The sequence below is a fragment of the Pseudarthrobacter sp. NPDC092202 genome (genome assembly GCF_044755505.1).
Classification (GTDB): domain Bacteria; phylum Actinomycetota; class Actinomycetes; order Actinomycetales; family Micrococcaceae; genus Arthrobacter.
The window spans coordinates 221,066-233,812 of the sequence record NZ_JBIVRG010000004.1 but is presented as its reverse complement, the minus strand read 5'-3'; the positions used below and the strand labels follow the sequence as shown (position 1 = coordinate 233,812).

The 12,747-nt window shown below is 65.7% G+C and carries 11 protein-coding genes; 4 read left to right on the top strand and 7 right to left on the bottom strand.

Going from position 1 to position 12,747, the window contains the following annotated elements:
* Positions 1–5: 5 nt before the first annotated feature.
* A complete protein-coding gene (locus ACIQF4_RS09220) occupies positions 6–1,217 on the bottom strand; it encodes an acetoin utilization protein AcuC (protein ID WP_400514980.1) in 1,212 nt (403 codons plus the stop codon).
* A gap of 104 nt (positions 1,218–1,321) precedes the next feature.
* Here ACIQF4_RS09220 and ACIQF4_RS09215 point away from each other — a divergent pair, with 104 nt between their 5' ends.
* A complete protein-coding gene (locus ACIQF4_RS09215; RefSeq protein ID WP_400514982.1) occupies positions 1,322–2,755 on the top strand; it encodes a TrkH family potassium uptake protein in 1,434 nt (477 codons plus the stop codon).
* Positions 2,748–3,434, top strand: coding sequence for a TrkA family potassium uptake protein (locus ACIQF4_RS09210; protein ID WP_066278878.1), 687 nt, complete (start codon positions 2,748–2,750; stop codon positions 3,432–3,434). The genes ACIQF4_RS09215 and ACIQF4_RS09210 overlap by 8 nt, the downstream gene beginning before the upstream one ends.
* Before the next feature lie 72 nt (positions 3,435–3,506).
* On the opposite strand, the gene proC is transcribed toward ACIQF4_RS09210, so the two are convergent.
* The 5 genes from proC to ACIQF4_RS09185 form a co-directional block, all read right to left on the bottom strand.
* Positions 3,507–4,340, bottom strand: coding sequence for a pyrroline-5-carboxylate reductase (gene proC, locus ACIQF4_RS09205; RefSeq protein ID WP_350002943.1), 834 nt, complete (start codon positions 4,338–4,340; stop codon positions 3,507–3,509).
* A gap of 290 nt (positions 4,341–4,630) precedes the next feature.
* Positions 4,631–5,620, bottom strand: a complete 990-nt coding sequence (locus ACIQF4_RS09200) for a Ppx/GppA family phosphatase (RefSeq protein WP_350002945.1) — start codon at positions 5,618–5,620, stop codon at positions 4,631–4,633.
* Between the two features lie 7 nt (positions 5,621–5,627).
* Complete coding sequence (locus ACIQF4_RS09195) at positions 5,628–6,047, bottom strand: SseB family protein (protein WP_400514984.1); 420 nt, start codon at positions 6,045–6,047, stop codon at positions 5,628–5,630.
* A 50-nt stretch (positions 6,048–6,097) separates the two neighbouring features.
* Positions 6,098–8,824 carry a type I DNA topoisomerase gene (topA, locus tag ACIQF4_RS09190; protein WP_400514987.1) on the bottom strand — a complete coding sequence of 909 codons (2,727 nt, stop codon included), beginning with the start codon at positions 8,822–8,824 and terminating at the stop codon, positions 6,098–6,100.
* A 123-nt stretch (positions 8,825–8,947) separates the two neighbouring features.
* Positions 8,948–10,624 carry a methyltransferase gene (locus ACIQF4_RS09185; RefSeq protein WP_400514989.1) on the bottom strand — a complete coding sequence of 559 codons (1,677 nt, stop codon included), beginning with the start codon at positions 10,622–10,624 and terminating at the stop codon, positions 8,948–8,950.
* 64 nt (positions 10,625–10,688) lie between these two features.
* On the opposite strand from ACIQF4_RS09185, the gene ACIQF4_RS09180 reads away from it, so the two are divergent.
* Positions 10,689–11,138 (top strand): hypothetical protein, encoded by a 450-nt coding sequence (locus ACIQF4_RS09180; RefSeq protein ID WP_350002950.1) that lies wholly within the window; start codon positions 10,689–10,691, stop codon positions 11,136–11,138.
* A gap of 50 nt (positions 11,139–11,188) precedes the next feature.
* Positions 11,189–11,773, top strand: a complete 585-nt coding sequence (locus ACIQF4_RS09175; RefSeq protein WP_400514991.1) for a hypothetical protein — start codon at positions 11,189–11,191, stop codon at positions 11,771–11,773.
* Between the two features lie 12 nt (positions 11,774–11,785).
* Here ACIQF4_RS09175 and ACIQF4_RS09170 read toward each other — a convergent pair whose 3' ends face one another.
* A complete protein-coding gene (locus ACIQF4_RS09170; protein WP_400514993.1) occupies positions 11,786–12,679 on the bottom strand; it encodes a rhodanese-related sulfurtransferase in 894 nt (297 codons plus the stop codon).
* Between the last annotated feature and the right edge of the window lie 68 nt (positions 12,680–12,747).

The window sequence follows — 12,747 nt, the reverse complement described above, 5'->3', positions numbered from 1 at the left end:
CGGCGTCAGTCGAACCAGGGGTCCAGTCCGTGCAGCGGGAAGACGGACTTTCGGGTTGCCATCACCGTACGGTCCACGGCGTCGTTGGGGTCGAAACCGACCTCCCACGACCGCCACCACAGTTCCACGTCGTCACTCATCAGCGCCGGCGCCGAGGAGCCGAACTTCTCCTCGACGTAGTCGCGCCAGTCCTGCGGGACCGGCGTACGCAGCGGTACGGGCCGTCCGGCTGCAATGGCAATAAGGTGGCTCCAGGACCGCGGCACCACCTGGAGGACGTTGTAGCCGCCGCCTCCCGTGGCTATCCAGCGGTTGTCGCAGTGGCGGGCTGCAAGGTTCCCGACGGCGGAAGCGGCCTCCCGCTGCCCGTCAACGCTGAGGTTGAGGTGGGTGAGGGGATCCAGACGGTGGGAGTCGCACCCGTGCTGGCTGACAATCACATCCGGCTGGAAGGCGGCCACTAATTGCGGGACCACCGCGTAGAAGGCGCGCAGCCAGCCGGCGTCCCCTGTTCCCGAGGGCAGCGCAACGTTCACCGCGGTCCCTTCGGCCTGCGGGCCGCCGATCTCGTTCGCGAATCCGGTGCCCGGGAACAGCGTCAGGCCGCTCTCGTGCAGCGAGACCGTGAGCACGCGGGGGTCGTCCCAGAAAATGCTTTCCGTTCCGTCACCGTGGTGCGCATCGACGTCGATATACGCCACCCTGCGGATGCCGCCGTCGAGCAGCTTCTGCACGGCAACTGCAGCGTCGTTATAAATGCAGAATCCGCTGGCCCGCTCGCGGGAGGCGTGGTGCATGCCGCCGCCGAAGTTGATGGCGCGCAGGGCTGAACCGTCCAGAATCCGGGAAGCGGACAGCAGCGAGGCTCCGGCCAGGCGGGCCGCCGCCTCATGCATGCCTGCAAAAGCGGGGTCGTCCTCGGTACCCAGCCCCCGGGACTCATCAGGCTGGCCGGGATCGGCGCTGACCTTTTTGACTGCGGCAACAAACTCGGGCGAATGCACGGACTCAAGGGCGGCGTCGTCCGCGACGTCCGGGGCTTCCACCGCAACATGGTCCAGGCCGAACAGTCCCAGGCTGGATGCCAACCGGGCTGTGAGGTCCATCCGCTCCGGCGCCATGGGATGGCCTGGACCGAAGTTGTAGGCGGTCATGTCAGAACTCCACGCCACCACCGTTGGGGGCGCGGGCAAGCTGAGGCCCGGCAGGTATGTCATCAATCACAGGCTACCTGAGCGCGGCGCCCCTCCTGCCCGGTCATGACGCATCCATTAGTGGTTTACTACTGAGGGAAACAGTTTCTACCGAGGAAAAGCCACACATGACGCAAAGCCAGTCGAGGCCCCGTACTCCGGCCAACTGGCATCCCGCAGCGCAGGAGCGGGAAGGCCTCTGGATCCTTACGCGGCTGCGGGACTTCGTCGACGACATTGCGAACACTTCGCCGGCCCGGCTTGCCCTGACAGTGTTCGCCGCGGTGTGCCTGCTGTTTGCCCTCCTGCTGTCCCTTCCCGTTTCCTCCGCCGACGGCACCGTCACCCCGATCCACCAGGCTCTGTTCACCGCGGTCTCAGCCGTGTGCGTCACCGGACTGACGGTAGTTTCCACGGCAGTCCACTGGTCCTTCTTCGGCCAGCTGGTGATCCTGATTGGTATCTTCATCGGCGGACTCGGCACCCTGACCCTGGCCTCGCTGCTGGCGCTGATGGTGGGCAAGAGGCTGGGAGTGCGCGGCAAGATCATTGCTGCCGAGTCCATGAACAACGCAGGGCGCCTGGGTGAGGTCGGTACCCTGCTGCGGATCGTTATTACCACGTCAGTAGTAATTGAAAGCATCCTTGCACTGGCCCTGATCCCCCGGTTCCTGACCTTGGGTGAGCCGTTCTGGCAGGCTGTCTGGCACGGAATTTTCTACGCCATCTCCTCCTTCAACAATGCGGGCTTCACGCCGCACTCGGACGGCATCGTGCCCTACGAAACAGACCTCTGGATCCTGGTTCCCCTGATGCTCGGCGTCTTCCTGGGCAGCCTGGGATTTCCCGTGGTAATGGTCCTCCAGCAAAACGGGTTGAACTGGAAAAAGTGGAACCTGCACACCAAACTCACCATCCAGGTCTCCTTCATCCTCCTGGTGGCGGGCACCCTCCTGTGGGCTTTGATGGAGTGGGACAACCTGCGGACCATAGGAAGCATGGACCTGGGCGACAAGGTCACCCATTCCCTGTTCGCGTCCGTCATGATGCGGTCCGGCGGGTTCAACCTGGTGGACCAAAACCAGATGGAATCCACCACCATGCTGCTGACGGATGCATTGATGTTCGCCGGCGGCGGTTCCGCCTCCACCGCAGGCGGCATCAAGGTCACCACCATCGCCGTCATGTTCCTGGCTATCGTGGCCGAGGGCCGCGGCGACTCCGACGTCAAGGTATACGGCAGGACCATCCCCGAAGGCACCATGCGGGTGGCTATCTCGGTGATTGTTGCCGGAGCCACCCTCGTTTCCGTATCCGCGTTCCTCCTGCTCCACATCAGCGGCGCCTCGCTTGACCGGGTGCTGTTCGAAACGATCTCCGCGTTTGCCACCTGCGGCCTCAGCACCAACCTCAGCGCTGAAGTGCCGCCGTCGGGCGTTTACGTTCTCACGGGCCTGATGTTCGCCGGCCGCGTGGGCACGGTAACCCTCGCCGCTGCGCTGGCGCTCCGCCAGCGCAGCCAGCTGTACCACTACCCTGAAGAGAGGCCCATCATTGGCTAGTTCACCCGACGCCCCGCGGCGGCCCGCCCACAACGCGCCAGTCCTGGTGATCGGCCTGGGACGCTTTGGCTCCTCCACGGCAGAGCAGCTGGTCAAGCAGGGCCGCGAAGTCCTTGCCATCGAGCGGGACCGTACCCTGGTGCAGAAGTGGGCGCCGCTGCTGACGCACGTGGTGGAGGCCGACGCCACCAATATCGACGCCCTTCGCCAATTGGGAGCGCAGGAGTTCAGCTCCGCCGTTGTGGGCGTGGGCACGTCGATTGAGTCCTCGGTGCTGATCACCGTCAACCTGGTAGACCTTGGCATCGAGCACCTCTGGGTCAAGGCGATCACGCCCTCCCACGGCAAGATCCTCACCCGGATCGGCGCCAACCACGTGATTTATCCTGAGGCCGACGCCGGAGTCCGCGCAGCGCACCTGGTCTCCGGGCGCATGCTGGACTTCATCGAGTTCGACGACGACTTCGCCATCGTGAAAATGTATCCCCCGCGTGAAACGGTGGGATTCACGCTTGACGAGTCCAAAGTCCGCTCCAAGTACGGCGTCACGATCGTCGGGGTTAAGTCCCCCGGCGAGGACTTCACTTACGCCCGGCCGGAAACCAAAGTGTCCTCCCGGGACATGCTGATCGTCTCCGGCCACGTGGACCTGCTGGAACGCTTCGCCGCCAGGCCGTAGTTCCCGAGTTTTTGTCCAGATATGCAGGCTTGAAGGGTGGTCAAGCCCCCATATCTGGACAAAACTCCCACGCTATCCGAGCTGCTTGGTGATTTCGGCTGCCCGCTCCGCAGCCGCGCGGGCTCCGGCAGCGATGATGGCGGGCATCCCGCGCTCGTCGAACGTGGCGATGGCCCTCTCGGTGGTGCCGTTCGGGCTGGTCACGGCCTTGCGCAGGGCGGTGGGATCGGCGCCGGGCTCGGCCAGCATGAAGCCGGCTCCCGCCACTGTTTCCCGGGCCAGGAGCAGGGACAGTTCTGCGTCCAGGCCCAGTTCCCGGCCTGCTGCGGCCATCGCTTCGGCCAGGTAGAACGCGTAGGCCGGTCCGGAACCGCTGATCGCCGAGAGCGCGTCCACCTGTTCCTCGGGGACCTCCACCACCGTTCCTGCGCCGTGCAGGACGTCCTTGACCCTCTGGAGCTGCTCCGGGGTGCAGTTGGTGCCCGGCGAAACGGACACCACGCCGCGGCCCAGCTTGGCAGGAGTATTGGGCATGGACCGGATGACCGGCTGGCCTGCCGGCAGTGCTGCCTCAAGCTGGGCAATGGACACCGCCGCGGCCACGCTCACCACCACCGTGGTGGGCGAGAGGGAGCTGCTGATTTCCCGCGCAAGTTCGGTAATACCAACGGGCTTGACGCCCAGGATCACGACGCCTGACCCCTTGGTTGCCTGCTTGTTGTTGTCCGGTTCCTCTTCCCCGGCGATTGCGGTCACCCCATGGTGCCGCTCGGCCAGTTCGGCGGCGCGTTCGGCCCGCCGGACGGTTGCGACGACGTCCGCCGGATCCGTTCCGGCTTCCAGCAGCCCACTCAGAATTGCTTCGTTCATGGATCCACAGCCAAGGAATGCGATTCGGTTGCTCATGGCTCCATCATTACAGTTCGGGCTGGCCGGCGCCGAAATACATGACTTGGGGCGGAAAAGAAAAGGCGGGAACTCCCTGAAACCCATTCACAGCTGGCTCACATGTTGGGTGCAGGTCCCTCACAAGTTGCAGCCCTAACGTAGTTAGTACCTCATTGAGGGTGCGAGTGATGCGGCAGGGATGGGGATTCCTGCCAGGGTACCGGCGTCCGGCAACAGGTTTTCCCCCATTTTCCTGTTGCCGGCGCCGGTATCTCCCTTTAAGGCGGTCTAAGCGGCTTTAAGGCGTTCTAGACGGCGGCTTCGACAGCCTGCGGCGGTGCCAGGTGGGGTGCCAGCTCCAGTGGCCCGGAAAACACCAGCTGGTCCAGCCTCCGGAGGATCAGGCCTTCGCGCAGAGCCCAGGGGCAGATCCTCAGCTTCTTGAATTTGAAGAGTTCCAGCGCGGCCTCCGCCACGAGCGCCCCGGCCAGCAGCTGGTGGGCGCGGGCTTCGGAGACGCCCGGCAGGTGCAGCCGGTCCTCGGCTTTCATGGCCGAGATGCGCTGTGCCCACACCCCCAGGTCCGAAGCGTGCAGCTCGCGTTTGACGTAGGGGCCTGCCGCACTGGGAGCGGCCCCGGCGATCCGTGCCAGGGAACGGAAGGTCTTGGACGTTCCTGCCACCACGTTGGCCCGGCCCAGCCCGTCGAACTCCCGGACCGCCGGCTTGAGGGTGGCCCGGATGTATCGGCGGAGCTCCTTGACGCTTTTGGCAGACGGCGGGTCTTCTGACAGCCAATCACGCGTCAGCCGGCTGGCACCCAGCGGTACGGAGGTGGCCACTTCAGGAAGCTCATCCTGGCCGAAGGCCATCTCGAAGGATCCGCCGCCGATGTCCAGGTTCAGGATGGGTCCGGCGCCCCAGCCATGCCAGCGCCTGACGGCGAAGAAGGTCATGGATGCTTCTTCGCTGCCCGTGAGTTCCTGGAGCGTGACGGTTGTTTCGTGCTTGACGCGGGCCAGGACCTCGGGGCCGTTGGTGGCCTCCCGGATCGCCGACGTACAGAAGGCCAGGAGGTCCTCGGCCTTGTGCCTGGCCGCAAATTCCCAGGCCTCAAGGACGAACTCGGTGAGCTCGTGCTGGCCGGCGTCGTTGATGCTGCCGTCCGGCTCCAGGTACTGCACCAGGGACAACGGCCGCTTGTGCGAGGCGAAGGGCACCGGGCGCGCGCCGGGGTGGGCATCCACCAGGAGGAGATGGACAGTATTGGACCCGATATCGAGGACGCCTAGACGCATGGTGCCATTATTCCTCGTCAGCCCGCTTGAAGTCGCGCTTGATGTTGGCCACGCCTTCCGGGTTGATCTCGAAACCGTAGGCTGCGCCGGGGTTGATGACCATTCCCAGCTCTTCGCCGATGTTGGCGATGATGGCCGCACCCTGGGTTCCCAGCACGTTGGGCGCAGCTTCAAGGTACTGCTGGTCCACCCGGCTGGGGTGCGAGAAGACGGCCAGGACGGGGTCGCCGTCGGCATTGCCGAGGACCAGGGGCTCCACCTGGGAGTCCTCGCCCTCGATGCCGTCCGAACTGATGATGTAGACCTCGCTGTTCAGGAAGGACAGGATGACGTCTACCGGGCTGGCATCGGGCTGGCCGCCCTTGGCGAGCTTCTCCTCGAGGTCGTTAAGCGGAGTGGTGTCGTCAATTGCGGGCTGTTCAGTCATCCCCCTACCCGATCACGATCCAGTGCCCCATGCAAACCCCGCAGGCACCGCTACTTCTTGGCGGTGGCCTTCTTCTTGGCCGGAGCCTTGCGGGTGGCGGTGCGCTTGACGGGACCCTTGGCGCGTTTCTCGGCCAGGAGCTCAACGGCCTGTTCGCGGGTCAGCTCCTCCAGGGAGGTGGCCCGCGGAACGGTGATGTTGGTGATCCCGTCCGTGATGTAGGGGCCGAACCGGCCTTCCTTCACCACGATGTTCTTCTCCGACACCGGGTCCGGACCGAACTCCGCCAGCGGCGGGACGGCGGCCCGGGCACCGCGCTGCTTCGGCTGGGAATAGATCTCCAGCGCCTGCTCCAGCGTGATGGTGAAGATCTCCTCTTCCGAGCCGATGGACCGGGAGTCCGTCCCCTTCTTCAGGTACGGGCCGAACCGGCCGTTCTGCACCGTGATGAGGTTGCCCTCGGCGTCCTCACCCAGTGCGCGAGGCAGGCTCATGAGCTGCAGTGCCTCGTCCAGGGTGACCGACTCAACGGTCATGGACTTGAACAGCGATCCGGTGCGGGGCTTGGCCTTCACCGGTTTTTTCGGCGGCTTGGGCTTGCCGTTCTTGTAGTACTCCACGGGCTGGGCAGCGATCTGTTCCTCGGTCATCTCGGGGATGACCTCGGTAACGTACGCGCCATAGCGGCCGTTCTTGGCAACCACCGTGTGCCCGGTGTGCGGGTCGGTGCCCAGCACCCGCTCCTCCGGAGCGGCCGTTTCCATCAGCTCAATGGCCTTGGCGGCGGTCAGCTCGTCAGGTGCCAGGTCCTCGGGCACGTTGGCGCGCGCTGACTCCACGATCTCCCCGGTCTTCGGGTCAACAGTGGCGGCCGAGCTTTCCAGGTACGGGCCGAACTTGCCCACCCGGAGCGTGATCTCATCGGTGATGGGGATGGAGTTGATCTCGCGGGCGTCGATCTCGCCCAGGTTGTTCACGATGCTCAGCAGGCCGGGATCGGACTCTTCGCCGAAGTAGAAGTGCCGCAGCCAGGAAGCGCCCACGGCCTGGCCGTTGGCAATCTTGTCCAGGTCGCCTTCCATATCGGCCGTGAACTCGTAGTCCACGTAGTCGCTGAAGTGCTGCTCCAGCAGGCGGATCACCGAGAAGGCAATCCAGCTGGGAACCAGGGCTGAACCCTGTTTACGGACATACCCGCGGTCCTGGATGGTGGAAATGGTGGAGGCGTACGTTGACGGACGGCCGATGCCCCTCTTCTCCAGCTCGGCCGTCAGGGACGCTTCGGTGTAGCGCGGCGGCGGCGAGGTCTCGTGGCCCACTGCGAGGATCTCGGACGCCTTGAGCGCGTCCCCCTTGGCCACGTTCGGCAGCCGGCGGGCTTCGTCGGATTCGTCGTCCCCGCGGGTCTCGTCCTTGCCTTCCTCGTACGCGGCGAGGAAGCCGGGGAAAGTGATGACCGTGCCGGAGGCCGAGAACTCGGCATCCCGGCCGTCCGCAGCGACGGCACCCAGCCGGATGGTCGCCGTCGAGCCTTTAGCATCGGCCATCTGGGAGGCGACGGTGCGCTTCCAGATCAGCTCGTACAGGCGGAACTCGTCGCCGGAGAGCTGTTTGGCCACCTGCGCCGGGGTGCGGAACGAGTCACCGGCGGGACGGATGGCCTCGTGTGCCTCCTGCGCGTTGGCTGCCTTGCCGGTGTACACCCGCGGTGACTGGGGAATGTACTCGGGGCCGTACAGCTCGGACGCCTGGCGCCGCGCGGCGGTGAGGGCTTCGTCGCTCAGCGCCGAGGAGTCCGTACGCATGTAGGTGATGTAGCCGTTTTCGTACAGCCGCTGGGCCACCTGCATGGTGCTCTTGGAAGAGAAGCGCAGCTTGCGGCCCGCCTCCTGCTGCAGCGTGGAGGTGGTGAACGGCGCAGCCGGACGGCGCGTGTACGGCTTGGTATCCACGGACCGGACAGTGAACGAAGCGTCCTGCAGCCCGGCCGCCAGGGACGTGGCCAGCTCTTCGTTCAGGTGGGCGACGTTCTTCGAGGTGAGGACGCCGTCGTCGTTGAAGTCACGGCCGCTGGCCACCTTGGCGCCGTCCACGGCGGCGAGCTTGGCTTTGAAGGAGCCGGCGTCGGCGCCGAACTGGCCGGTGAGGTCCCAGTACGAGGCGGCCTTGAACGCCATCCGTTCGCGTTCGCGGTCCACCACCATGCGGGTCACCACGGACTGCACGCGGCCGGCGGACAGGCCGCGGGCCACCTTGCGCCACAGCACCGGGGAGATCTCGTAGCCGTACAGGCGGTCCAGGACGCGGCGGGTCTCCTGGGCGTCCACCAAGGCTGTGTCCACATCGCGCAGGTTTCCCATGGCGCGCTGGATGGCTTCCTTGGTGATTTCGCCGAACGTCATCCGGTAGACGGGGACCTTGGGCTTGAGCACTTCCAGCAGGTGCCACGCGATGGCCTCGCCCTCGCGGTCCCCATCGGTTGCGAGATAGAGTTCGTCGGCGTCCTTGAGCGCTGCCTTGAGCTCAGTCACCTTTTTCTTCTTGTCCGCGGACACCACGTAGTACGGCTTGAAGTCGTGATCGATGTCCACGGCGAACTTGCCCACCGACGTTTTCTTCAGCTCGGCAGGCAGTTCGGACGGCTGCGGCAGGTCGCGGATGTGACCAATGGAGGCCTCTACGATGAAGCCCTCGCCGAGGTACTTGGCGATGGTCTTGCTCTTGGCCGGAGACTCCACAATCACGAGTTTCTTGCCGGTTTTGGCCTTGCTTGGCACGGTGCTCCTACAGAAAAAGGTTGCTCGGGCAGATGCGCCCATACTGGCCTAGTTCACCATATTTTGCAGAAATGTGCGCATCCATGTGGAAAAGAAGGGGGTTCTGGAGGCGCCGTCCCCTCCTCAGTCCCGGCCTGGTTCCACGGCGGGGATCAGGAAGCCGTCCCGCACCAGGTTGGCCACCTCGGTGAGCAGGCCGCCCCGGAAAGAACCGGCGTCGAACCCGTCATCCTGCCCGCTTCCGGCAGAGGCCAAACCGCCGCCAAGCAGCGCCTCCAGCGCACCGGCAATTTGCCCTGCCGTCAAGTCACCGTCGCAGGCCGACACGAAGCCTGCCAGTTCGGTGCTCAGCAGGTTGGTACGGCGCAGGCCCGCCCCCTGCCGGAGCAGGATCACGCCGGGGTGCTCCGCACCCGGCCGCTGGTGGCGCTCCTCCGTGACGTCCTCCGCCACCAGCAGGTGCGCGTCCTCCACGCTGTGCGTGGCCAGCCAATCGATGCGTTCGACGGCGGCGCCCAGGTGGGGGCCGATGGGCTGCTCGATGGGATAGGTGATTTCCTCGAACCGGGTGAACGCTGCCTGCCCGGGTGCCGCCGGCCGCCGGAGCCAGACCATGCCGAAGCCGATTCCCTCCACGTTCCTCGATTCGAAGTCCGTCAGGTAGGCGGCATAGGCGTCCCGGTAGTGCTGCCGGTCCCGGCCTTCGGAGGCGTCCTGCAGCCATGTTTCCGCGTACTGCTCCGGACCCACCTGCTCCCGCTGGATGAACCACGCGTCAATGTCCGAACCGGCCCAGCTTTGAGGCCGTTCCTGCCATGACATTCCCGCCATGACTTCCCAGTTGCCTAAAAGCTGGGCTGTTCCGGCAGGAGCCAGGACGGACGGCAACGCGCTGACAAGGGAAGAGACAATCTCATCGCCCGGAAGTCCGCCGTCGCGGTAGGTGAACTGGTCCGCGGCGTTCTCGCCAGCGCTCCGCGGCGTGATCACGAACGGCGGATTGGACACCACCAGCCCGAACTCCTCACCGGCCACGGGCTCCAGCAGCGACCCCAGGCGCAAGCTGACACGGTCCTCGAGCCGGTCAGGGTCAACGGAGAGGGCCCCGGCATTGAGCAGGATGTTGAACCGGGTAAAGGCAAGCGCCCGCTCGGAGATGTCCGTTGCGGTGACGTGCTCGCAATGGTGGAGCAGGTGGAAGGTCTGGATGCCGCAGCCCGTGCCGAGGTCCAGGGCGCGTTCGGTGTGGCGGCGGATGGTGGTCTGCACCAGGGTGGTGGACGCCTGCCCGATGCCGAGCACATGGTCGTGACGCAGCACCCCTGCCTGCTGGTGTGCGGCGAGGTCGCTGGCCACCCACAGTTCGGCACCCCCGCTGCCGTCCTCATTGGGTTCCCACCCGTAGGGCCGCAGATCCGCTTTCGCCGTCAATAGCCCCGAGCCGGGAACGGGTTCCACTAGCCCCAGCTCAACGAGCCCGTCGGCGCGGACGTCCGGAAGGGCGGCGTCGAGCGTTTCCTTGGGCTGGGGCTCGGCCAGGAGCCAAAGGCGGACGACGGCGGCGAGCGCCGCGTTCCCTTCGTCCTGCCGCACAGCCCGGTCCACTGCCAGCAGGGCCGGAATGATCTGGTCCCGGTTCAAGGCCGCGGAGGCGGCAGCGCCCAGGAGGCGGGCGACGCCATCGGGCGTATAGTCCAGGCGCGTCAGGTCAGCGGCGAGGGCTGTGAGCAGCTCCGGAAGGTCGCTGCGGGGTGCGTCCGGGGTGTTGCCGGCGGTGAACTCGTATGGGGATTTAGGCACTGGCCAAGTTTAGTCCGGGCCGGTGCCGGAGCCCGGGGCCGGCTGCAACGGGTAGCGTGGAGGCATGCCTTCGCGTTCTTCCGTCCTTCTGCGCGCCCGCCTGCTGCCGTGGTCCGCTGCAGTCGCGGGCACGGCCCTTGCCCTGGCCGGTTGCTCCCCCGTTGTATCCATCGAGAACGCGGACGTCCCGCAGTGGCAGGCCACGGCGCTGCCCCCGGCTCCGGGTGCAGTGCTTGAGGACGCCGGCAAAATCCTCAACCGGGACCGCATCATCAGGGAAGCCGCTGACGTTCCGGCGGGCCGCTATATCCTCACCGCCACGTGCGAGGGCGGCGGAAAGGCGTTCTTCGCCGTATCCCTGGACGGGAAGATGCTGGCGGACGCCGGGGCAGCGTGCAACGGCAGCCGGGAAACCACAAAAATCATCCTCCCGGATGCCGGCACGCTGGACATCAGCACGTACAGCGTGGACGCCCCCCTCATTTACGCCTACCGGCTGGCGCCCGGGGAATAGCCGCCCTCCGTGGTCTGGCCCGCCGGCGCCGGCGGGCATACAGTCTGACTATGCCCAGTGTGCGGATAGCCTCCGCGCCATCCTCCGCCCGTACGGACCCCCGGCAGGAAGCCCGGGTGCCGCCGGCGCGGAAGCCGGGCGCCGCCGTCGTCATCGCTGCGGTGGCCGCCGCGATGCTGCTGGGCGGGTGTGAATATACGTACGACGACGGGCGGAACCTGCCCGGGCCCGTCGAGGCGGAAGGGACGCGCCTCCCAGGGCCGGTGTTCACCCGCGATCCCTTGCAGAACGATCCCGTGGGGGCGGAAGACGTAGGAGCTTGGGCGGCCCGGACACTTCCCGACACCGGGCAGCCGGTGGCCTCCGCCGGGGCAGGACTCCTGGCCGCGGGGAACGTCCGGACTGAATCCACGCCGGTACTGGGAACGGGAACCTACGCGCTGGCCCTGGCATGCCGTAGCCAGCGCCGCGTGACCTTCACGGTCCGCAGCGACTCACTGACGCTGGTGGACCTGGGGCTCCGGTGCGGGATCAACCGGGAGAACGTCATCTATCTTTCGTCGGAAACAGCCCTCACCATCAGGGTGGAGGCCAGGACGGGCGCCAACTACGCCTACCGGCTGAGGCTTCTCTGACGCGTCTGCCTGTCAGGCGGCGCAGCCCTCAGGGCAGCGCAGGGTATCCGGGCTGGAGGCGCACTCCGCGCAGTACAGGGTGAGGGTGCGGCAGCTGGGGTTGGAACAGTTCTCGAACTTGCTGGTGGGCGCGGCGCAGCGGACGCACTGCCCGATGGTCTTGGCGTCGTCGCTGAACTCGAGGTGCATGCGCTTGTCGAAGACGTAGAGCGAGCCCTCCCACAGGCCCTGGTCCTTGAAGGTTTCGCCGTAGCGGACAATGCCGCCATCGAGCTGGTACACCTCCTTGAAGCCCCGGTTCACCATCAGGCTGGAGAGCACCTCGCAGCGGATGCCGCCGGTGCAGTACGTGACCACCGGTTTGTCCTTGAGGTCGTCATACTTCCCGGATTCGAGCTCCTGGATGAAGTCATGGGTGGTGGCGACATCAGGGACGATGGCGTCCTTGAACCTGCCGATCTGCGCTTCGAAGGCGTTCCGGCCGTCGAAGAAAACCACGTCCTCCCCGCTTTGCTTCTTGGCGTCAACGAGCTGGTGCAGTTCTTCGGGCTTGAGGTGGGTTCCCCCGCCCACCACACCGTTCGCATCGACCTTGAGTTCCCCGGGAGCTCCGAAGGAGACAATCTCGTCGCGCACTTTGACGCTGAGTCGCGGGAAGTCCTCGGCACCGCCGTCGGACCACTTCACGTCGATGTCCCTGAATCCCTTGTACTCGCGCGTTGTCTTCACGTACTGCTTTACGGCGCCGATCTCACCGCCCACCGTGGCGTTGATGCCGTCCCTGGAAATCAGGATGCGGCCTGTCAGCCCGAGCTTCTCGCAGAGCGCGCGCTGCCAGAGCCGTACCGCCTCCGGGTCGGCAAGGGGGGTAAAGCCATAAAAAAGCACAATTCGGTTTAAAGCCACGTATTTAAGGGTACCGGCACGGTGCACAGCGTGTTTTCGCAGCATCACAATTGCATAAGCACTTGGCC